Origin of the sequence: Staphylococcus sp. GDY8P196P (assembly GCF_017891705.1) — a bacterium.
Classification (GTDB): Bacteria; Bacillota; Bacilli; order Staphylococcales; family Staphylococcaceae; genus Staphylococcus; species Staphylococcus ureilyticus.
The window spans coordinates 1-22,331 of record NZ_JAESJS010000010.1 but is presented as its reverse complement, the minus strand read 5'-3'; the positions used below and the strand labels follow the sequence as shown (position 1 = coordinate 22,331).

Sequence of the window (22,331 nt, the reverse complement as noted above, 5' to 3'; positions counted from 1 at the left end):
AATGATTTAGATTCAAAGGTTGAAATATTAGATGATTAATAATTTACCTGCGAGTAAGCGTTTTGCTATTAGTATTGTTTTGAGATACGTGAATGTTTTGATAAAATGACAAGGAAGTCACATATGAAGGAGAAACTAATGTCTAAATTTGACGAAATGATTACGGTAGTACCAAGAAAAATTTTATTTGATAATGAAAATAATCAGTTTAATGGATTTTTAGATAAAAATTCGAACAAGGGACAAGACATTTTTGAAACACTATCGAATTATGAAATTAAACGACGTGGTGATATGGAAGAAGATCCAAGTTATAAACAACTTATTTCGTATTGCATTTTAGAAAATGAGCACGATGAAATATTAGTTTATGAACGACTCTCAGGTGGCGGAGAAACGCGTTTGCATGGTCAGTCTTCGATCGGTGTTGGCGGCCATATGAATGACGTTAAAGGTGCTGAATCTATTAATGAAGTGCTTAGAGTGAACGCTCAGAGAGAATTAAATGAAGAAGTAGGCCTTTCTGAAAGTAAATCACAAAATTTAGCATACATAGGCTTTATCAATGATGATACAAATGAAGTTGGTGAAGTACATTTAGGTGTTGTATTTAAGATTAATGTTAACAGTAATGATGTAGAAGCAAAAGAGACCGACACTTTAAAAATTAAATGGGTCAACCATAACAAGATAGACAATTATGATGACTTTGAAACATGGAGTGCGCTCATTTTACAGGCAATACAATAGAGGTGTTGATTAATGTCTGATATCATTCCATTTCCGAGATCAAAAGAAAAGTTGATTAGAGAAATTAAACAAGCTTTTAATGAAAATAATTTAGCACAAGCTTATCAGTTGTTTGAGTCATTAGAAGCTCAGTTCGAACTTGATGAACAAATGGCTTTATTAAAATGTGCGATGCTTTTTAAAATGGAACATTATTTAGAGCTACGTGAAGAAGCAATCATTCTATTAAAACAAGGTATATCTAATTATGATGATTTGATGATTTATTATGTTAAAAGTTTAAATGGCTTAGGACAATATTTTGAAGTTGTTGAAATTATTAATCAAATCATAGATGAAGTCAATGATCATAAGACTAGAATGGAATTATTTCCAATCAAGGAATTTGCTTTAAGCCAAATTGATAAACATAATGAACATGCAGCTCAAATGCTACAAAGTTTTGATACATTAACACTTAAAGAACAAGTTAACATTATGTTGACGCTCATAGATCATAGTCAATATCGTTATCAAGATACAGTGATTCATTTGTTGAATGAGCTGAAACTCGCACCGAATGTCGTAACTATTATGTTGGAATACTTGCGTTTTGCAAAAAATGACCAAACGATTTCTATTCATAAATATGGATATGAAATCAATGTGATTCCACAGAATCTTGAAGGGCTAGAACAAACTTTATTTAAAACTGAAGTTATACCTAACGTTCTGAAGCAACTTGAAGATGGTGCAGCACAACAACTTGTAGAAGAAGCGCTTCATATGCTGAATAATCATGCCATTTTACTTTATCCATTAAATGTTGAACTCATTGCAACAAAGGAAACTTGGATAGAAGGTTATACAAATTATTTCAAATCAATGTTAGGTTTAGAAAGTATCGATGAAACGAATCATGTGCTTGCATTCATTGAGTCGTTAGATAAAGAAAAATAAGTAGTTTTATCATTAACTCATATGAAAAATGGGTAATGGAGTTAAGAGGTAATATAAAATTATAATAAATTTCAACTTTTTATTAATTATTCATATAAAATTCATAATTTGTGTCGAGCTTTGACGTGTGCTATAATAATGAAGTTGAAAAAATAAAATAGGATAATCATGGAGGTTTTTATACATGACAGCAACTTGGGAAAAAAAGGAAGGTAACGAAGGTGTTTTATCTGTTACTGTTCCAGCAGAAAAAGTAGACAAAGCAATTGATCAAGCTTTCAAAAAAGTGGTTAAACAAATTAATGTGCCGGGCTTCCGTAAAGGGAAAGTACCTCGCCAAATTTTTGAACAACGCTTTGGTGTAGAAGCATTGTATCAAGATGCAGTTGATATCTTATTACCAGAAGCGTATGGTGAAGCTATTGACGAAACTGGCATTAAACCAGTTGATCAACCAGAAATCAATGTAACATCAATTGAAAAAGGTAAAGACATGACATTTGAAGCAAATGTTGTAGTTGAACCTGAAGTTGAACTTGGTGATTACAAAGGTTTAGAAATTGAAAAACAAAATACTGAATTAACTGAAGAAGAAGTACAAGAATCAATCGATCATCAACTTGGACATCTAGCAGAAATGGTTGTTAAAGAAGATGGTGCAGTTGAAAATGGTGATACGGTAAACATTGATTTTGATGGTTATGTTGATGGTGAACAATTTGAAGGTGGACAAGCTGAAGGCTACGACCTTGAAATTGGTTCAGGTTCATTTATTCCAGGTTTTGAAGAACAATTGGTTGGTGTTAAAACTGGCGAAGAAAAAGATATTAATGTAACATTCCCAGAAGAATACCATGCTGAAGAATTAGCTGGAAAAGAAGCTACTTTCAAAACAAAAGTTAATGAAATCAAATATAAAGACGTTCCAGAATTAAATGATGAAATTGCAAACGAATTAGATGCAGAGGCTAACTCAGTTGATGAGTATAAAGAAAACTTACGTAAACGTTTAGCTGAACAAAAAGCTACAGACGCTGAGAATACTCAAAAAGAAGAAGCTATTAATAAAGCTACGAATAACACAACAATTGATGTTCCAGAAGCGATGATTAAAACTGAGTTAGACCGCATGGTTCAAGAATTTGGACAACGTATGCAACAACAAGGTCTTAATTTAGAAACTTATTTCCAAATTTCTGGACAAGATGAGTCACAATTAAGAGAGCAAATGAAAGATGATGCTGAGGAACGCGTTAAAACAAATTTAACATTAACTGCGATTGCTGATGCAGAAGAAGTAGAAGTATCTGATGCTGACATCGACAAAGAATTAGAAAAAATGAGTGAACAGTTTAATATATCTGTAGAAGATATTAAACAAACACTAGGTAACACTGACATTGTTAAAAATGATGTACGTATTCAAAAGGTTATTGATATGTTAGTAGAAGAAGCGAAATTAGTAGAACCATCTAAAGATGACTCTGAAGCATAACTAAAAATGTCACAAGCATATTGTTTGTAGAAACAAAGTATAGTTGTTTAATATTGTAAACTAGTAGCAGATGCATTCAATTAATGTGTCTGCTACAATGTTTTGTGCAAAAAACTTGAGATTTGTTCAAGTTGCATATTAAAATGCTATCTAGTATAGTCTTTAGGGAATAGGGGTGTAAATAGAATGTTCAAATTCAATGAAGATGAAGAAAATTTAAAATGCTCTTTCTGTGGTAAAGATCAAGACCAAGTTAAAAAATTGGTCGCAGGAAGTGGCGTATATATTTGTAACGAATGTATTGAGCTATGTTCAGAAATAGTTGAAGAAGAGTTAGCTCAATCAGAATCAGAAGGACTAACAGAATTACCAACTCCTAAAGAAATTATGGATCAATTAAATGATTATGTTATTGGCCAAGAAAAAGCTAAAAAATCTCTAGCTGTCGCTGTATATAATCATTATAAACGTGTTCAAAATTTAGGTCCAAATGAAGATGACGTGGAATTACAAAAAAGTAACGTTGCTTTAATTGGTCCAACAGGTAGCGGTAAAACCCTTTTAGCCCAAACTTTAGCTAAAACATTAAATGTGCCTTTTGCAATCGCAGACGCTACGAGTCTCACTGAAGCCGGATATGTTGGCGATGACGTTGAAAATATATTACTTCGCTTAATTCAAGCAGCTGATTTTGATATAGATAAAGCTGAAAAAGGTATCATTTATGTCGATGAAATCGACAAAATCGCTAGAAAATCAGAAAATACTTCTATCACAAGAGATGTTTCAGGTGAAGGTGTACAACAAGCGCTATTGAAAATTCTTGAAGGTACAACTGCAAGCGTGCCACCACAAGGCGGACGTAAACATCCTAACCAAGAATTAATTCAAATAGATACTACAAATATCTTGTTTGTACTTGGTGGTGCATTTGACGGTATTGATGAAGTCATTAAACGTAGACTAGGTGAAAAAGTCATTGGATTTTCTAGTAGTGAAGCATCTAAATATGATGAGGATGCTATCTTAGAACAAATCAGACCTGAAGATTTACAATCATACGGTCTAATTCCAGAGTTTATTGGTCGTGTGCCTATTGTTGCAAATCTAGAAACACTAGATGTTGATGCATTGAAAAATATTTTAACACAACCAAAAAATGCTTTAGTAAAACAATATACAAAAATGTTAGAACTAGATGATGTAGAACTAGAATTTACAGACGAAGCATTGTCTGCAATTAGTAACAAAGCGATTGAGCGTAAAACAGGTGCGCGTGGCTTACGTTCAATTATTGAAGAAGCATTAATCGATATTATGTATGATGTTCCATCTTCTGATGGTGTTGTAAAAGTGGTAATCACTGAAGAAACGATTAATGATGAAAAAGATCCTGAACTATACGATAAAGAAGGAAATCTCGTTAATAAGGAACAAACTTCTGCTTAATAAAATAGTTTGAAAATAAAGGGCTGAATCAAAGCGAATCAATTGATTAGTACTGGTTGCCCTATGAGTTTTGATTAACGTTGTATATATTAGAGTATCAAAGTTTTATATTAGTCAATGTTGAAAATTAAGACTAAAAGGCTGAGACATTTTAAATGTGTCTTAGCCTTTTTCTTTTAAAATGGAATATAAATCATATAAAAATACATATAAATAAGTGAAATTGTGTAATATAATAATGAAGTGACTTTAATAGAAAAGAGGGTCGGTAATGAAAATAAATCCTAATGAAATAGAATTATTAATCAGTGCGGTAAAGCCTGAACAATATCCTGAAACTGGTTTGAGCGAGGTAGGACTCAGTGGTCGTTCCAATGTTGGTAAATCATCTTTTATTAATAGTATGATTGGACGTAAAAATATGGCACGAACTTCACAACAACCAGGTAAAACACAAACGCTCAATTTTTATAATATTGATAATCAACTGGTATTTGTAGATGTGCCAGGTTATGGTTATGCTAAAGTGAGTAAAAAACAACGTGAAGCGTTTGGAAAAATGATTGAAAAATATATTTCTCAGAGAACGTCTTTAAAACTTGTCATTCAGCTTGTTGATTTGAGACATAATCCTACAGAAGATGATATTTTAATGTATAACTATTTGAAGTATTTTGATATTCCGACATTAGTAGTTGCTACAAAAGAAGATAAAATCGCTAAAGGTAAAGTACAGAAACATTTAGCCAATGTCCAGCGAAAACTTGAAATGGAACCTGAAGATGAAATTATCAGTTATTCTTCTATCCAAGCGAATAAGCAACAACAAGTATGGGATATAATTGCAAAATATATATAGAATGTTGAGAAAACGGTTAAAGCCTATAAATTATGACAACTATTTGAATGTAGATTAGAATATTTCTAATTTACGTGTGCAATATGCTTAACTCAAATGATAATTGTGTTATAATTTAGTTATTGTAATATGTATGGAGGGCGTTATAAATGCATTTAATTGCGATAAGCATTAATCATCGTAAAGCAGATGTAGCACTAAGAGAACAAGTTGCTTTTAAAGATGATGCCATACGTTCAGCCAATGTTGATTTATTCGAAACTAAATCTATTTTAGAAAATGTAATATTATCAACTTGTAATCGCACAGAAGTATATGCTGTTGTTGATCAAATTCATACAGGTCGCTATTATATTCAACGTTTTTTAGCGAGAAATTTTGGGTTTGATGTTGAAGAGATTAAAGAAATGACTGAAGTAACTGTGGGGGACGCAGCAGTAAGACATTTATTGCAAGTTACTTCAGGCTTAGATTCTGTAGTGTTAGGAGAAACTCAAATTCTTGGACAAATTAGAGATGCATTCTTTATTGCTCAAGAAGAAGATACAACTGGTACTATATTTAATCATCTGTTTAAACAAGCGATTACTTTTGCGAAAAAAGCGCATAATGAAACGGATATTGCAGATAATGCAGTTAGTGTTTCATATGCAGCAGTTGAACTTAGTAAAAAAGTATTTGGCAAAATTAATAATAAAAGTGCTTTGATTATTGGTGCAGGGGATATGAGTGAGCTATCACTCTTGAATTTGATAGGTTCAGACGTAACTGATGTAACCATTGTTAATAGGACTGTGAGTAAAGCACAGAAATTAGCAACTGCACACAATGTTAAATATGAATCTATAGAGGCACTACCACAACTTTTGGCACATGCGGATATTGTGATTAGTTCAACGAGTTCAGATGAATATATCATTACAAATAGCATGATGGCTACGATTCAATCACAACGGAAAAATGATTCTCTCGTGTTGATAGATATTGCGGTTCCAAGAGATATTGAACCAGGCATAGATACGATTCAAGATGTTTTTAATTATGATGTTGACGATTTGAAAGGTTTAGTAGACGCGAACCTAAAACAACGTCAAAATGCTGCTGATGAAATTTTACAAAGAATTCCAGCAGAAATTGATGCACATAATGAATGGGTTAATATGTTAGGTGTTGTTCCTGTTATTCGCGCGCTTAGAGAAAAAGCGATGGATATTCAAGAAGATACAATGAGTAGTATTGATCGAAAACTCCCTGGATTAACAGAAAGAGAACGTAAAGTGATATCAAAACACACTAAAAGTATCATAAATCAAATGTTAAAAGATCCTATTAAGCAAGCAAAAGAGTTGAGTAGTGACAAAAAAAGTAACGAAAAATTAGAGCTATTTCAAAACATTTTTGACATTGAAGCTGAACAAGCCTATAAACCAAAAGAGAAAAAACGCAATGTAACAACAACAAGTCAAATTTTTAGTTTTGAATAAGTAAATGCAAATGGTGATGATATGCAAGAATTTTCGTTCATTAGATTAAATGAACTTATATTATTAATTTATTTATTTAGCATTGCTTGTTATTTTTATGATTTTTTGAAAAAGCATCATAGAGTTAAAATGATTGGTTTTGTTTCATTGGGGATTGTTTGGATGTTACAAACAATCTCTTTATCTTTATATGTAAATGTAACGAAACAAATTCCATTAGGTAATATATTTGATGTGTTTTTTGCTGTAGCATGGCTTATTATTTCTATTTCCATAGTAATCAATGTGATAAAACAAATAAACTTATCTATATTTTTATTTAATATGATTGGTTTTTTATTTATTGCAATCAATACGTTCCAACCTATGCATTATCAAAGCACTGGTGAAAAACTCAATATTATCAATGAATTGCTTATTGTGCATATAAGTTTGGCGGTAATTAGTTACGCATTTTTTGCCTTTGCGTTTGTAAATTGTATCTTATATTTAATACAATACAATAATTTGAAGCAAAAACGGTTTGACCAGAAATATTTTAGAATAGGTAGTGTAGCTACGCTTGAACAAGTGGTATTTTACAGTAGTTTAATTGGTTTCATATTCATCATATTAAGTATTGTATTAGGTGCACAATGGGGGTTTAATACATTAGGGGTAAATATCATTGTAGATCCTAAAGTTATTATGTCTTCAATCATAACATTACTATATGGAATTTATTTAATTTTTAGAGTTAAAAAAATGCTAACAAAGCACAAATTAATTTATTTTAATATCATATTGTTTTGTCTTAGTATGATTAATTTATTTTTCGCTTCACATATATCTGATTTTCATCAATGGACAGGTATTTATTGAAGTGTGATTTAGTTGAATGAATAGACTTGTTTCTAGGAGGTTGCGCATGATGCGTAAATTAGTAGTAGGTTCACGAAGAAGTAAGTTAGCTTTAACACAAAGTAGACAATTTATTGATAAATTAAAAATGGTAGATCCAAGTTTAGAAGTGGAAATAAAAGAAATCGTAACGAAAGGCGATCGAATTTTAGATAAACAATTATCTAAAGTGGGCGGAAAAGGTCTATTTGTTAAAGAAATTCAAAATGCTCTATTTAATGGAGAAATTGATATGGCAATTCATTCTTTAAAAGATGTTCCAAGCGTAATTCCAGATGGATTGACTTTAGGCTGCATACCTGACAGAGAAAATCCATACGATGCATATATTGCTAAAAATCATGTTCCGCTAGAATCATTGCCAAATCAAAGTATTGTTGGTACCAGTTCGCTAAGACGTGGTGCACAAATACTTGCAAAATATCCACATTTACAAATAAAATGGATTCGCGGTAACATTGACACACGATTGAATAAATTAAATAATGAAGATTATGATGCCATATTATTAGCTGCAGCAGGGCTAAAACGTATGGGTTGGTCAGATGATATCGTAACATCATATTTAGATGAGCATACTTTGATCCCTGCAATCGGTCAAGGTGCATTGGGTATAGAATGTCGTTCTGATGACAAGGAGCTGCTAGAGCTTCTTGCTAAAGTCCACAATGAGGATGTTGCAGAATGTGTAACTGCCGAACGTACATTTTTAGAACGCATGAATGGAAGTTGCCAAGTGCCTATAGGGGGCTATGCTAGTAAAAATAGTGATGGTACAATAGAATTTACAGGACTAATTATGTCACCTGATGGTAAAGAACGTTACGAACATACCGAGCGCGGGAATGATCCTGTTGAATTAGGTGAAAAAGTAACAGAAGTCTTAAATGCACAAGGTGCGTACGAAATAATAAAAGCACTAAACGAAGAACAATAATCGTTCGAGGTGAAAATAATGAGACCAGTTATAGTTATGACACAAACTTCTAAATTTAAACAAGATGATAAGCATATTTTACACAAGCCGTTTATAGATGTAGAACCTTTATCATTTGATATAAATTTATTAGATGTCGACTATGACTGGCTTATTTTTTCGTCTAAGAACGCAGTGAAGTATTTTCAACCATTTCTATCGCAAGTGAACGTAAAAAATTTTGCTGCAATAGGCGCTAAAACTGCAGAATATTGTAAATCATTGGGATTAGATGTATTATTTTATCCTTCAGATTATTCACAAGAAGGTTTTCTTAAATGTTTTCAAACTGCAAAAAACAGTAAAATATTGATTCCTTCAAGTGCTTATGCACGTCCTTTATTGCAGAGAAGTTTATATCAACAAGGGTATCAAGTTTGTAAAATTGATTTATACCGTCCAGTGCCACATACTAAAAATATAGCAGATGTTAAACGTATGATGCGAAATAATGAGCTAGATGTCATTACTTTTGCGAGTTCATCTGCAGTAAAATATTTTTTTGAGCAAAGTGAAACACCGCGATTTAATCATTATTATGTCATAGGACAACAAACCTTAGACACGGTCAAACAATATGGTTATGATGCAACAACATCAAATATTCAAACGTTAGATTCATTAATAAATAAAGTTGAAGAAAGTTGGGAAAATGATGCAATTTGATAGACATAGAAGATTACGTAGTAGTAAATCTATGAGAGAAATGGTTCGTGAAACACATATACACAAAGAAGATTTAATTTATCCTATTTTTGTGGTAGAACGAGACAATGTTAAAGAAGAAATTAAGTCAATGCCAGGTGTGTATCAACTTAGTTTAAATCTGCTTGATGAAGAAATTAAAGAAGCATATGATTTAGGTATCAGAGGCATCATGTTCTTTGGTGTACCTAATGAAAAAGATGCCATCGGTACAGGCGCTTTTGATCATAATGGTATTGTTCAAGAAGCAACAAGAAAAGCCAAAGCAATGTACAGTGATTTACTCGTTGTTGCAGACACTTGTTTATGTGAGTATACTGACCATGGTCATTGTGGTGTTATTGATGAAAAAACAAATGATGTAGACAATGATAAATCTTTACCATTACTAGTGAAAACTGCTATTTCACAAGTAGAAGCGGGTGCTGATATCATTGCACCAAGTAATATGATGGATGGTTTTGTTGCAGAAATTAGAGCAGGTTTAGATGATGCTGGTTATTATAATATACCAATCATGAGTTACGGTATAAAATATGCTTCTAGCTTTTTCGGTCCATTCCGTGATGCTGCTGAGTCTGCACCTCAATTTGGCGATAGAAAAACGTATCAAATGGATCCAGCAAATAGAAGAGAAGCATTGAGAGAGCTAGACAGTGATTTACATGAAGGTGCAGATATGATGATAGTTAAACCGGCATTAAGCTTTTTAGACATTATTAGAGATGTGCGAAATACGACTAATGTACCAGTAATTGCATACAATGTAAGTGGTGAATATAGCATGACAAAAGCTGCTGCACTTAATGGTTGGATTGATGAAAAACAAGTTGTGATGGAACAGATGATTTCAATGAAACGTGCAGGCGCAGACATGATTATCACATATTTCTCTAAAGATATTTGTAGATATATTGATGAACAATAAGGAGGCAATTTTAAATGGGATATAATAATTCTATAGAAGCAATGAAGACAGCTGAAAATCTAATGCCAGGGGGCGTAAATAGTCCAGTTAGAGCATTTAAATCTGTAGATACACCTGCGATTTTTATGGATCATGGAGAAGGTTCAAAAATATACGATATTGATGGCAATGAATATATTGATTATGTTCTAAGTTGGGGACCATTAATCTTAGGTCATAAAAATAAACAAGTTAATGAAAAATTACATGAAGCTGTTGATAATGGAACAAGTTTTGGTGCTTCTACATTAATTGAAAACAAGTTAGCAGAATTAGTTATTGATCGTGTACCTTCCATTGAAAAACTACGTATGGTATCTTCAGGAACAGAAGCAACATTAGATGCATTACGTTTAGCAAGAGGTTATACTGGTAGAAATAAAATAGTGAAATTCACTGGATGTTATCATGGTCATAGCGATTCGCTTTTAATCAAAGCTGGATCTGGCGTTGCAACTTTAGGATTACCAGATTCTCCTGGCGTACCCGAAGGTATTGCTAAAAATACAATATCAGTGCCATATAATGACTTGGCATCATTAAAAGTAGCTTTCGAAGAGTTTGGTGATGACATTGCTGGCGTTATCGTTGAACCAGTAGCAGGCAATATGGGTGTTGTAGCACCAGTTGATGGATTCTTACAAGGTTTAAGAGATATCACAAATGAATATGGCTCATTATTAATATTTGATGAAGTTATGACTGGCTTTAGAGTAGGTTATCATTGTGCACAAGGTTACTTTGATGTGATGCCAGATTTAACTTGTCTCGGTAAGGTTATAGGTGGTGGATTACCTGCAGCAGCATTTGGCGGTAAAAAAGAAATCATGGACCATATAGCACCATCAGGTAATATATATCAAGCAGGAACATTATCAGGAAATCCGCTAGCTATGACAAGCGGTTATGAAACTTTGAAACAATTAACACCAGAGTCATATGATTATTTCAATAGACTGGGAGATATATTAGAAAGTGGATTAAAAGATATTTTTAAAAAACATAATGTACCCATAACTGTGAATCGTGCAGGTTCTATGATAGGGTATTTCCTGAATGAAGGACCGGTAACTAATTTTGAAGAAGCAAACCAAAGTGATTTAGAAATGTTTAGTCAAATGTATAGAGAAATGGCTAAAGAAGGCGTATTTTTACCACCTTCTCAATTCGAGGGGACTTTCCTTTCTACTGCCCATACAGAAGCGGACATAGAAAAAACATTAGCAGCATTTGATACTGCTTTAAGTCGTATTGTTTAATGTTAGTCATTTAAAAATTTAATGTTGGTATTTACTACTTAGCCAAATTAAACAGTATTTTAAAAGCTTCATTAACAAATATTTAATTGTACTTACTTTTTAGAGTTCTTTTTACCTTAATGGGGCGAGGATTCGAAATCAAATTAAGCATTTTGATTTCTAACTCGCTCCATTGTTTTAGTTAGACATGTATATATAACGATACTAAGGAAAGTTGTGAGCATATGAATAAGCATTTTAAAAATAATATAATCGTATTAATATTAGCGCTTATTTTTAGTTTGGCACTAAATGCTGCCCATGTTTTGCTACCATTTATGTTTGGTCCAATTATTGCTAGTATCGTTTGTATACGCTATTTACATTTAGATATAAAGTGGCCGTTTTGGTTGAGCCAAATCGGGTTAGTGCTTTTAGGTGTTCAAATTGGCTCTACGTTTACTAAAAATGTCATATTTGACATTAAAGATGATTGGCTCACGATTGTTTTAATAACAATTATGTTACTTATTTTAGCACTAATCATTGCTTATTTTTTCAAAAAAATTGCCAATGTAAATACTGAAACGGCAATTTTAAGTGTAATTCCTGGCGCTTTAAGTCAAATGTTAATAATGGCAGAAGAAAATAAAAAAGCGAATATCATGGTTGTTAGTTTAACTCAAACATCAAGAATCATTTTCGTAGTTATATTAGTGCCATTTATTTCGTATTTTTTTCAAAGCCCTGGAAATCATTCAACGTCTGGACAATCTACAGAAGTTTTGACACGGGCTTTAACAATTCCCAATATGGCTTTACTCATTATCGCAATAGTCGCTATTTATTTTGTTATGTCAAAAATAAATTTTCCAACCAAGCAATTACTTGCGCCTATCCTCGTACTGATATGTTGGAACTTAGTTACAGGCGTGACTTTCACATTAGATAATTACATCATTGCTGCAGCACAAATCATATATATGATTCGAATAGGGATACAAATAGCAAAATTACTTGACCAAATGAAAGGAAGAATTGCAATAGCAATAGCATTTCAGAATATTTTATTGATATTATTAGCATTTGTCATGGTCTTGTTTATAGCAACGGTATCTCATCATCAAGTAAATGAACTATTCCTTGGTGCTGCGCCTGGGGGTATGAGTCAAATCGTATTAGTTGCTATTGAAACTGGCGCAGATGTTGCGATGATATCTAGTTATCATATCTTTAGAATTTTCTTTATATTATTTTTAATTGCACCGATGTTAAATTATTTTCTTAAATTTAGAGAAAGTCAACGTGAAAGCAATAAAAATGATTAGCGAAATATAACTTTGTAAATCTTTTATTTTTTTACAATAATTTAATATTTAATATATTGAACAACGCATTTCTGTTTGATATTATAGAAGAGAAGTACCTCCAGTACTTCATCCTTTTGACCACTCTTCGGAGTGGTTTTTATAAATTTACATTTTCATGATTTTATGCATATCATTTATATATTTATGACATCGATTCACTTTTGAAAGATTCCTAGTTGTTTAATCTAAAAACATGAACAAAAGCTCATGCCAGACTGACGACAAAGTCTCTAATATGCTCCTCCATGTAGACATTTAAAAATAAAAACTATGAGGGAGCATGTCACTTTTTATACCAAAACTAGTTTGATGTTAATGAAAACCCTCACCGTTGTATATATTAGGATTATAAGGACATGATTGTAAGTGAGCGTTATATAGTCCTGCTGCCTCTAAAAATGAGAAGACAGTTACCGGACCTAAAAAACTAAATCCATATTGTTTTAATTTTTTAGAAAGTTCAGTTGCACGTTGATCGACTGTAATCCGTTCACTTGATTGAATATAACCTAAATCGAGTGGTTTATGATCGACATAAGACCATAAAAATTTACTGAAACTGCCGTAATCTTGCTCAATTTTGAAATAACCTTTAGCTTGATTGACAATAGCCTCTAATTTTTTTCTGTTATGAACAATATTAGGAAATGCCATTAACTTATCAATATCTTCTGAAGTCATTTTTACAATTTTAGCTGGATTGAAATTATAAAATGCTTGTTCATACGCTTCTTTTTTCTTTAAAATGGTTAACCAAGATAGACCAGCATGTTGGGATTCTAACGCCATTAATTTAAACAATTTCAAACTATCATATATAGGATGTCCCCAACTTTCATTGTGATAATTAATATATACAGGATCTGTAGTGCCGAACGCACATTCATTCATAAATTTCACTCCATTTTATTGACTTATTTTCATATCCATTATACTATAATCAAGTAAAGAAATATTGTCTAATGGGAAGAGTAAATAAGCTGAAATTTAACAGAGAGTACATGGTCGCTGAAAATGTACAGTTTAACTTATTGAAGGTAGCCCTCATTGAACTTTAGCTGAAATTTGTCAAAACAAAGATAATAAAGTAGGTTAAGGCGTGTTTGAGCGTTAATCATAATTTTAAGTGCTTGAAATTATTATGTTAATTTCTTGAATTTAGGTGGTACCACGGTAAACCCGTCCTATTTTATAGGATGGGTTTTTATTTATTTAAGGAGGATTTTAAACATGGAAATGAACCCCAAATATAATCCAAACGAAGTTGAAGCTGGGCGTTATGATCAATGGGTCAGTAATGGCTATTTTAAAGCAGCAGAAGATCATTCAAAAGAAACATATACAATTGTTATTCCACCCCCAAACGTAACAGGTAAATTACATTTAGGTCATGCCTGGGATACAACATTACAAGACATTATAACAAGAATGAAACGTATGCAAGGGTATGACACACTATATTTACCAGGTATGGATCATGCTGGCATCGCGACACAAGCTAAAGTAGAAGCGAAACTCAAAGAAGAAGGTTTATCTCGCCATGACTTAGGTAGAGAAAAATTCCTCGAAAAAGCCTGGGACTGGAAAGAAGAGTATGCTGATTTTATCAGACAACAATGGGCAAAATTAGGTTTAGGTTTAGATTATAGTAGAGAACGCTTTACGTTAGATGAAGGACTTAGTAAAGCGGTAAAAAAAGTATTCGTCGATATGTATAATAAAGGACTCATCTATCGAGGTGAATACATTATCAACTGGGACCCAGTTGCACGTACTGCTTTATCTGATATAGAAGTCATTCATGAAGATGTTCAAGGCAAGTTCTATCATTTCAAATATCCTTACGCAGATGGCAATGGGTATATAGAAATAGCAACTACGCGCCCTGAGACAATGTTAGGTGACACTGCAATCGTGGTGAATCCGAATGATGACCGTTATAAAGATGTGATAGGTAAAACTGTAATCTTGCCTATAATTGGAAGAGAATTACCAATTCTAGCAGATGAATATGTGGATATCGATTTTGGTAGTGGGGCGATGAAAGTTACGCCATCACATGATCCAAATGACTTTGAAATTGGTAACCGTCATGATCTAGAGCGCATTACTGTTATGGATGAGTCTGGTCATATGAATGCACATGCTGGTAAATATCAAGGTATGGATAGATTTGAATGTCGTGAAGCATTAGTAAAAGATTTACAAGAACAGGATTTAGTGATTAAAATTGAAGAACATGAACACTCTGTTGGACATTCTGAACGTTCTGGTGCGGTCGTTGAACCTTATCTATCCACACAATGGTTTGTTAAAATGAAACCATTAGCAGAACAAGCGTTAAATAACCAAAAAACGGATAATAGAATTGATTTTGTACCTCAAAGATTTGAAAAAACATTTAATCGTTGGATGGAAGAAATTAGAGATTGGACGATTTCACGACAATTATGGTGGGGGCATCAAATACCTGCATGGTATCATAATGAAACAGGAGAAATTTACGTCGGTGAAACACCTCCACAAAATTCAGAAGAATGGACGCAAGATGAGGATGTATTAGACACTTGGTTCTCAAGTGCGCTTTGGCCATTTTCAACATTAGGTTGGCCTGATACTGAAAACGAAGATTTTCAACGTTATTATCCAACTAATGTACTTGTAACCGGTTATGATATTATTTTCTTTTGGGTTGCCAGAATGATATTCCAAGGACTTGAGTTTACAGGACAACGACCATTTAATGATGTGTTATTACATGGATTAGTACGTGCTGAAGATGGCCGTAAAATGAGTAAATCTTTAGGCAATGGTGTTGATCCTATGGACGTAATCGATGAGTACGGCGCAGATAGTTTAAGATATTTCTTAGCAACTGGGTCATCTCCTGGTCATGATTTACGTTATTCTACGGAAAAAGTTGAATCAATTTGGAATTTTATTAATAAAATTTGGAATGCTGCTAGATTTAGTCTGATGAATATTGGTGACAATTTCAAAGTTGAAGATGTTGACTTAACTCGTAATTTATCATTAGCAGATAAATGGATTTTAACACGCTTAAATGAAACAATAGATACAGTCACTGATTTAAGTGAACGTTATGAATTTGGAGAAGTTGGCAGAGCTTTATATAACTTTATTTGGGATGAATTCTGCGATTGGTATATAGAAATGAGTAAAATACCTATGAACGGAGAAGATGAAGATCAAAAACAAGTTACACGTTCTGTATTAACATATGTATTAGATAATACGATGAGAATGTTGCACCCATTTATGCCATTTGTAACAGAACAAATCTGGCAAAATTTACCACACGAAGGTGAAACGATTGTCAATGCAGCTTGGCCAAAATCCAATAATGAGTTAGTATTTGATGAAAGTAAAGAAACGATGCAACAACTTGTTGAAATAATTAAATCCGTAAGACAATCACGCTTAGAAGTAGATACGCCATTATCTAAAGCAATTCCAATTTTTATTCAAGCAAAAAATGAAAATATAAAAGAGACTTTATTAAATAATTCAAATTATATTGATAGATTTTGTCATCCAAGTGAGTTGATTATTAAAACAACAATAGATATCCCTGAAAAAGCAATGACATCTATTACTTCTGCTGGTGAAGTCGTATTACCATTAGAAGGCTTGATTGACATGGATAAAGAAATTACACGCTTAGAAAATGAACTCAAAAAATGGGAAAAAGAGTTAGACCGTGTTAATAAGAAACTAGCAAATGAAAACTTTGTTAATAAAGCACCTGAAAAAATTATTAATGAAGAACGTGAGAAAAAGCAAACATATCAAGAAAAATATGATGGTGTACAAGAACGCATTAATCAATTAAAAGCATAGGAGTCCTTAACATGAATTACCTAGACAGCTTATATTGGATACATGAACGAACTAAATTTGGCATTAAACCAGGTGTTAAACGCATGGAGTGGATGCTAGATAAATTAAACAATCCACAATTTAATATCAATGGTATTCATGTCGGTGGTACAAATGGTAAAGGATCAACAGTTGCCTATTTAAGGTCAGCGCTTGTTGACAATGGATATGAAATTGGGACCTTTACATCTCCTTTTATAGAAACGTTTAATGAACGTATAAGTTTAAATGGTGTACCAATTAGCGATGATGCCATTGTAGAATTAGTTCAAAAGGTAAAACCAGTAAGTGAAGCATTAGAAGCAGAAACAGAACTTGGAACAGCAACAGAATTTGAAATTATTACAACGATGATGTTTCTATATTTTGGAGAAATTCATCCGGTTGACTTTGTAATAGTAGAAGCAGGCTTGGGTATAAAAAATGATTCTACCAATGTATTTAAACCAATACTTAGCATTTTAACGAGTATTGGTTTAGATCATGTTGATATTTTAGGCGACACATATGTAGATATTGCCAAAGATAAACGTGCAATTGTTAAACCTGAAACACCTGTTATATATGCTGTGAAGAATGAAGATGCACTTAAAGTCATTCGTGATTTTGTAGAACAACAAAATGCAGAAGGTATCGAGTTAGATAGAGATATCAGTGTGATTTCACAAGGTGAGGAATTTACATATCGCTATAAGAATTATGAACTAGAAACGCTTATTTTGGATATGTTTGGTGAACATCAAAAAGAGAATGCAGCATTGGCAATTACAGCATTAATCGAATTAAATGAATCAGGATTAGTGGAATTAGATTTTAACAAGATGATCAATGGGATTGAAGCAGTGCATTGGACAGGAAGAATTGAAAAGGTTAAAGATGATCCATTGATGATTATAGATGGTGCGCATAATTTAGAAAGTATAGAAGCACTCATAAAGACATTAAAAGATTATTATAAAATAGACAATGTGGACGTTTTGTATGCAGCTATTAATGGCAAACCTATCCATGCAATGGTTGATCAATTAAAAACAATTGCTTCTACAATGTATATTACCGATTTTGATTTTCCAAAAGCATGTACAAAAGAAGAAATTTATGATGAAATACGATTCGAGCAAAAAGAAACTGTAGATGATTTTGTTCAATTTATTGAAAACTATGAAGGGCAAGGGTTAGTCATTACAGGTAGTTTGTATTTCATTAGTGAAGTTAAAGCGAAAGTGAATTTCTAAATATTTTTATTTGAATATCATAAAGCTAGTTACTATTTTACAACTTAACCAAAAGTATTTATTGTTTTTGTTAAATAGTTAACTAGCTTTTTCTACAAATATTTACTATTCTTTAAAAAATGATATTTTTGTTAAAAAGCTAGGCTCTTGCAGGTATAATAAGCAAGAGGAGGCGATTCATTGCTGTTATTGTTTGTTGTATGTCCTGTATTATTTAGTTTTCTTTACCAGTTATGTTTTGTAGAAACTTTTAAATTAAAGTATTTGGTAAGTAGATCTAAATGTGATTTCTGTAATAAGCAATTGAGGTACAGAGATATCATACCAATATTCAGTTATATTAGACTTTTTGGAAAGGCGTCGTGCTGTAATCAAACGCTTAGTAGATGTTATATCTTAGGTGAAATATTGTCAGTAGTACCAGCACTTTATACACTATTTCATCCAAGCGTACAAGCGTTAAGTACTTTCATATGTTTATATTTATTTCTGCTTGTTTTTGCTCTCTTTGATATACAAACACTTTCTATCCCATTACATATATTTTTAATATTTGCTTTTGTTAGTGCAATAATTTTTGAGGGTCATCTTAATTATTTTGTCATTGTTACATTCTTGCTACACATATTTTATTTCTTGTTCAAACATGCTATTGGATATGGCGATATATTAATTTGTTCACTTTTATCTTACTTAATACCTTATTCCATCTTTATTAACATACTCTTTCTTACTTTCTTACTAGGCAGTGTAATTTCAACGATATTAGTGCTTCAAACAAAAAAACGAAAAATTAAAATACCACTTATCCCATTTATATATCTTGCTTTTTGTATAGAGACAGTTTTATTACATTTAAGAATTTTCGAAGTAGGATTTAGATATTTATGATTAATTCAGGCAACTATAGCGATTAAAAATGCTTAAAAGAGGGTAAAATATAAAAGTAATGATTTAAAATCAATTTAAGGTTGATTTGTAACAAAACTCACCTAATATTGAAAGGAAGTTATAAATTGAGTTTAAATAAAAAGTTTCTATTAAATGATGGTACCACATTACCTCATATAGCATTAGGTACAGTTAATATTCAAGGTGGTAAAGGTGTTAAAGAATTAGAAAATGCATTAAATCTAGGTTATAGCGTCATTGATACTTCTACTAACTACAATAATGAAGGGATGGTAGGTGAAGCTATTCGTCGTTCTAGTATTCCAAGAGAAGAAATTTATGTCAGTGCCAAATTACCAGGTTCGGCTCATGAATATGATAAGGCAATTAACTTGATACAAGAATCTCTTTATAGAACAGGTTTAGATTATTTTGATAAATATCTAGTTCATTGGCCTAATCCTAAACAAGGTAAATATGTAGAAGCTTGGCAAGCATTAGTTGATGCTCAAAAATATGGATTAATAAAATCAATAGGTGTATCTAATTTTATGCCTGATCATTTAGATGACATCATTGAGGCAACAGGAGTTACTCCGGTAACTAACCAAATAGAAATTCACCCATACTTTAATAATAGTGAATTAATTGAAGAAAATGATAAGCGTGGTATTTTATCAGAAGCGTGGAGTCCATTGGGTCGTGAGATTAATGATGTGCTAATGAATGATACAATTAAAGAAATTGCTGAAAAATATCATCGTTCTACAGCACAAGTCATTATTAATTGGGTAAACCAAAAACATGTTTTTCCTGTAGTTAAAGCATCACAATATAACCATCAACGTGATAACTTTAACTATCTAGACTTTGAACTATCAGATCAAGATATTGCTAAAATTGATGCATTAGACAAAGGTGAAAATGGTCGTGTTGAAGGACAAAATCCTTATGAATACGAAGAGTTTGTATAATAGAATTTAAAGTTACATTTAAGTACTAAAATCTTTAGAAGCTTAGTATTTTAAAAATCTGTGTTTGTTAACTCCTAGAAGCGGGAAATAGAATTGATTAATTTTAGTCGATTTTATTCTCGCTTTTTAATATATTTAAATAACATAAGTATAAATCTGCTAATAGTATAGCATATGCTATTTTAATATTTAAAAATATGATAATATCAAGAAAAGGGAGGGGAACTCATAAAATGGCAGAAAAGAAATTCCCAAAAGATGCAATGCGCGTTTTAAAAGAGACAAGCCGTACGTTTTATATTCCAATTACTTTTTTAGAAAAAGAACTAAAACATTCTGTAGCTTGTGCATATTTAGTTATGCGTGCAATTGATGAAATTGAAGATCATGAAGAAATTAGTAATGATTTAAAGTATCATATGTTAATGCAAATTAGCGATTTACTTAAAACACCTTTTGATTCAGAAAAATATTTAGAAATCATAAATCCAGTCAAAGATAAATTACCAGAGGTTACAGTAAGATTGGAAGATTGGTTGGATGCTTGCCCTGAACACACACGGCCAATCGTTAGAGAATCTTCTAGTGAAATGGCGTATGGTATGGCAAAATGGGCAAAAGCTAATTGGAGAATTAAATCTCGCGATGATTTAGATGATTATACATATTATGTGGCTGGGCTTGTAGGTGTAATGCTATCTAAACTCTGGGATGTTTGTGCAAACGTTAAAACAGATAGAGATTTAGCAATAGGCTACGGTAGAGGACTCCAGGCTGTCAACATCCTTCGTAACGAGGAAGAAGATCTTGAAGAACGTGACGTAAGCTTTGTTCCAGATGGTTGGACTCGCGCAGATTTATTTGCATATGCTGAAGAAAATTTAGCAAAAGCTGATGAATACATGAAGGCTATCAATAAAAGAACGATATTGTTGTTCTGTCGTTTACCATTAGCGTTCGCACATAAAACATTAAAAGCAATGAAAAATGGACGTGAAAAAATGACACGTGAAGAAGTTGAAAAAACAGTAGAAGAAGTTAAAAAAGAAGAGTAGTTTGATTAAAAGCATAGTTATTTTAATATGTAAGATTTACATGTTGAAATTTACTATGCTTTTTAATTATATATAATGTGTGATTTTATTTGTCGAATTTTAACGCACTATTATGAGATATCTTTGAACAGACATTAATTTAAGGATGGATTCAGTTATGAATAGAACGACACTATTAAGTTTATTAAATTTTGTATTTTTAATAATATTTGCTTTAGCATTTTTAACTAATATATTTGGGAAACTCACAATATATTTCATCATCATACTTCCTTTAATCATACTTGGATTAGGCATTTTCATTTTAATAGATAGTTTTAGAAAATATCAGCATGATAGTAATCATTTTGATAATCATAAATTTTAATGATGCAACTGTTTCATATTGAATTAAAAATTTTTAGCTAGAAATTAACAATTATTAGATTAATGAGAAAAAAGTCTACATGAGATATCATTCGTAGTAGAATAAATACATCTCACTTTTGAAATCTTCTAAAGAATCTTATTCCAATGACATTACAAATGATTAAGTTTACCAATATTGTAATACATCTAGATTATTTCATAGGAGTTGTTATTTATTGAAAATAAATGAACTTGCAGATCATCAAAAACCAAGAGAACGTATGTTGAGTCAGGGTGCTAGGTATTTATCACATGCTGAATTATTAGCTATTCTAATTAATACAGGTAGAAAAGGTAGTTCAAGTTTAGACATAGCTAATGAATTATTAAAATCAGTAGGTAATTTAAAAGAGTTAAAAGCATTATCCATTAACGATTTAAACAAAATAAAAGGTGTGGGACTGTATAAAGCACTTATATTGAAAGCAGCATTTGAATTAGGAGAGCGCATACATTCTGGAAGCGTCGATGATAAAATTCAAATCACTAGCCCTAAAGATGTGGCGGACTTTATGATGGGTCAGATGGAACACTTAAAACAAGAAAAATTTATTGTACTTTTCTTAAATTCCAAAAATATCGTTATAAAAAAGAAAACAATATTTATAGGTACGTTAAATGCTTCAATCGTACATCCAAGAGAAATATTTAGTGAAGCGATTAAATGTGCCAGTAATGCGATTATCGTTTTACATAACCATCCATCTGGTGATACATTAAACATAGTATCCTAAAC

Annotated in this window: 19 protein-coding genes, 1 pseudogene and 1 other annotated feature; of the genes and pseudogenes, 19 read left to right on the top strand and 1 reads right to left on the bottom strand. The window is 31.9% G+C overall.

The window, feature by feature from the left end; all coding sequences use genetic code 11:
* Positions 1-138: 138 nt before the first annotated feature.
* The 12 genes from KA814_RS07010 (at position 139) to KA814_RS06955 (ending at position 13,090) form a co-directional block, all read left to right on the top strand.
* Positions 139-750, top strand: coding sequence for an NUDIX domain-containing protein (locus KA814_RS07010; RefSeq protein ID WP_064208858.1), 612 nt, complete (start codon positions 139-141; stop codon positions 748-750).
* A 12-nt stretch (positions 751-762) separates the two neighbouring features.
* Entirely contained in the window at positions 763-1,689 is a 927-nt protein-coding gene (locus KA814_RS07005) for a hypothetical protein (protein WP_046207662.1), read from the top strand.
* A 184-nt stretch (positions 1,690-1,873) separates the two neighbouring features.
* Positions 1,874-3,184: a trigger factor gene (gene tig / locus KA814_RS07000; protein WP_064208859.1), complete on the top strand. Its 1,311-nt coding sequence runs from the start codon at positions 1,874-1,876 to the stop codon at positions 3,182-3,184.
* A 186-nt stretch (positions 3,185-3,370) separates the two neighbouring features.
* Positions 3,371-4,633, top strand: a complete 1,263-nt coding sequence (gene clpX / locus KA814_RS06995; RefSeq protein WP_046207660.1) for an ATP-dependent Clp protease ATP-binding subunit ClpX — start codon at positions 3,371-3,373, stop codon at positions 4,631-4,633.
* A 271-nt stretch (positions 4,634-4,904) separates the two neighbouring features.
* On the top strand, positions 4,905-5,492 hold the full coding sequence (gene yihA / locus KA814_RS06990; RefSeq protein ID WP_046207659.1) for a ribosome biogenesis GTP-binding protein YihA/YsxC: 588 nt from the start codon (positions 4,905-4,907) through the stop codon (positions 5,490-5,492).
* A 149-nt stretch (positions 5,493-5,641) separates the two neighbouring features.
* Complete coding sequence (gene hemA / locus KA814_RS06985; RefSeq protein ID WP_210122705.1) at positions 5,642-6,976, top strand: glutamyl-tRNA reductase; 1,335 nt, start codon at positions 5,642-5,644, stop codon at positions 6,974-6,976.
* A gap of 21 nt (positions 6,977-6,997) precedes the next feature.
* Positions 6,998-7,837 (top strand): cytochrome C assembly family protein, encoded by an 840-nt coding sequence (locus KA814_RS06980; protein ID WP_210122704.1) that lies wholly within the window; start codon positions 6,998-7,000, stop codon positions 7,835-7,837.
* A 49-nt stretch (positions 7,838-7,886) separates the two neighbouring features.
* Positions 7,887-8,813 carry a hydroxymethylbilane synthase gene (hemC, locus tag KA814_RS06975; protein WP_064208861.1) on the top strand — a complete coding sequence of 309 codons (927 nt, stop codon included), beginning with the start codon at positions 7,887-7,889 and terminating at the stop codon, positions 8,811-8,813.
* 18 nt (positions 8,814-8,831) lie between these two features.
* Entirely contained in the window at positions 8,832-9,518 is a 687-nt protein-coding gene (locus KA814_RS06970) for a uroporphyrinogen-III synthase (protein ID WP_046207656.1), read from the top strand.
* Entirely contained in the window at positions 9,508-10,485 is a 978-nt protein-coding gene (gene hemB, locus KA814_RS06965; protein WP_046207655.1) for a porphobilinogen synthase, read from the top strand. Before KA814_RS06970 ends, hemB begins: the two co-directional genes overlap by 11 nt.
* A 14-nt stretch (positions 10,486-10,499) precedes the next feature.
* The gene (hemL, locus tag KA814_RS06960) at positions 10,500-11,783 is read left to right on the top strand and encodes a glutamate-1-semialdehyde 2,1-aminomutase (RefSeq protein ID WP_064208862.1); all 1,284 of its coding nucleotides are present in this window, start codon (positions 10,500-10,502) and stop codon (positions 11,781-11,783) included.
* Between the two features lie 224 nt (positions 11,784-12,007).
* The gene (locus KA814_RS06955) at positions 12,008-13,090 is read left to right on the top strand and encodes an AbrB family transcriptional regulator (RefSeq protein WP_064208863.1); all 1,083 of its coding nucleotides are present in this window, start codon (positions 12,008-12,010) and stop codon (positions 13,088-13,090) included.
* Between the two features lie 354 nt (positions 13,091-13,444).
* Here the strand turns inward: KA814_RS06955 and KA814_RS06950 are convergent, their stop codons facing one another.
* Entirely contained in the window at positions 13,445-14,023 is a 579-nt protein-coding gene (locus KA814_RS06950) for a DNA-3-methyladenine glycosylase I (RefSeq protein ID WP_046207652.1), read from the bottom strand.
* Positions 14,024-14,081: 58 nt separating this feature from the next.
* Positions 14,082-14,322: a binding site (T-box leader), on the top strand.
* A 40-nt stretch (positions 14,323-14,362) separates the two neighbouring features.
* Between KA814_RS06950 and KA814_RS06945 the strand changes: the two genes are divergently transcribed.
* From KA814_RS06945 to radC, 7 genes and pseudogenes are all read left to right on the top strand, one after another.
* Positions 14,363-16,993, top strand: coding sequence for a valine--tRNA ligase (locus KA814_RS06945; RefSeq protein WP_064208864.1), 2,631 nt, complete (start codon positions 14,363-14,365; stop codon positions 16,991-16,993).
* An 11-nt stretch (positions 16,994-17,004) separates the two neighbouring features.
* Positions 17,005-18,267 carry a bifunctional folylpolyglutamate synthase/dihydrofolate synthase gene (locus KA814_RS06940; RefSeq protein ID WP_210122703.1) on the top strand — a complete coding sequence of 421 codons (1,263 nt, stop codon included), beginning with the start codon at positions 17,005-17,007 and terminating at the stop codon, positions 18,265-18,267.
* A gap of 180 nt (positions 18,268-18,447) precedes the next feature.
* Positions 18,448-19,158, top strand: a complete 711-nt coding sequence (locus KA814_RS13830) for a prepilin peptidase (protein WP_064208866.1) — start codon at positions 18,448-18,450, stop codon at positions 19,156-19,158.
* Positions 19,159-19,283: 125 nt separating this feature from the next.
* Complete coding sequence (locus KA814_RS06930) at positions 19,284-20,132, top strand: aldo/keto reductase (protein ID WP_046207648.1); 849 nt, start codon at positions 19,284-19,286, stop codon at positions 20,130-20,132.
* A 233-nt stretch (positions 20,133-20,365) separates the two neighbouring features.
* Entirely contained in the window at positions 20,366-21,187 is an 822-nt protein-coding gene (locus KA814_RS06925) for a squalene/phytoene synthase family protein (protein WP_064208867.1), read from the top strand.
* A gap of 157 nt (positions 21,188-21,344) precedes the next feature.
* Complete coding sequence (locus tag KA814_RS06920) at positions 21,345-21,554, top strand: hypothetical protein (RefSeq protein ID WP_075100080.1); 210 nt, start codon at positions 21,345-21,347, stop codon at positions 21,552-21,554.
* Positions 21,555-21,771: 217 nt separating this feature from the next.
* Positions 21,772-22,308: pseudogene (radC, locus tag KA814_RS06915) on the top strand (RadC family protein); the annotation flags it as partial.
* Between the last annotated feature and the right edge of the window lie 23 nt (positions 22,309-22,331).

Bases quoted from the DNA above. Each gene is read 5' to 3' on its own strand.
- KA814_RS07010 (WP_064208858.1), top strand. From the start codon at position 139: ATGTCTAAATTTGACGAAATGATTACGGTAGTACCAAGAAAAATTTTA.
- KA814_RS07005 (WP_046207662.1), top strand. From the start codon at position 763: ATGTCTGATATCATTCCATTTCCGAGATCAAAAGAAAAGTTGATTAGA.
- tig (WP_064208859.1), top strand. From the start codon at position 1,874: ATGACAGCAACTTGGGAAAAAAAGGAAGGTAACGAAGGTGTTTTATCT.
- clpX (WP_046207660.1), top strand. From the start codon at position 3,371: ATGTTCAAATTCAATGAAGATGAAGAAAATTTAAAATGCTCTTTCTGT.
- yihA (WP_046207659.1), top strand. From the start codon at position 4,905: ATGAAAATAAATCCTAATGAAATAGAATTATTAATCAGTGCGGTAAAG.
- hemA (WP_210122705.1), top strand. From the start codon at position 5,642: ATGCATTTAATTGCGATAAGCATTAATCATCGTAAAGCAGATGTAGCA.
- KA814_RS06980 (WP_210122704.1), top strand. From the start codon at position 6,998: ATGCAAGAATTTTCGTTCATTAGATTAAATGAACTTATATTATTAATT.
- hemC (WP_064208861.1), top strand. From the start codon at position 7,887: ATGCGTAAATTAGTAGTAGGTTCACGAAGAAGTAAGTTAGCTTTAACA.
- KA814_RS06970 (WP_046207656.1), top strand. From the start codon at position 8,832: ATGAGACCAGTTATAGTTATGACACAAACTTCTAAATTTAAACAAGAT.
- hemB (WP_046207655.1), top strand. From the start codon at position 9,508: ATGCAATTTGATAGACATAGAAGATTACGTAGTAGTAAATCTATGAGA.
- hemL (WP_064208862.1), top strand. From the start codon at position 10,500: ATGGGATATAATAATTCTATAGAAGCAATGAAGACAGCTGAAAATCTA.
- KA814_RS06955 (WP_064208863.1), top strand. From the start codon at position 12,008: ATGAATAAGCATTTTAAAAATAATATAATCGTATTAATATTAGCGCTT.
- KA814_RS06950 (WP_046207652.1), bottom strand. From the start codon at position 14,023: ATGAATGAATGTGCGTTCGGCACTACAGATCCTGTATATATTAATTAT.
- KA814_RS06945 (WP_064208864.1), top strand. From the start codon at position 14,363: ATGGAAATGAACCCCAAATATAATCCAAACGAAGTTGAAGCTGGGCGT.
- KA814_RS06940 (WP_210122703.1), top strand. From the start codon at position 17,005: ATGAATTACCTAGACAGCTTATATTGGATACATGAACGAACTAAATTT.
- KA814_RS06925 (WP_064208867.1), top strand. From the start codon at position 20,366: ATGGCAGAAAAGAAATTCCCAAAAGATGCAATGCGCGTTTTAAAAGAG.
- KA814_RS06920 (WP_075100080.1), top strand. From the start codon at position 21,345: ATGAATAGAACGACACTATTAAGTTTATTAAATTTTGTATTTTTAATA.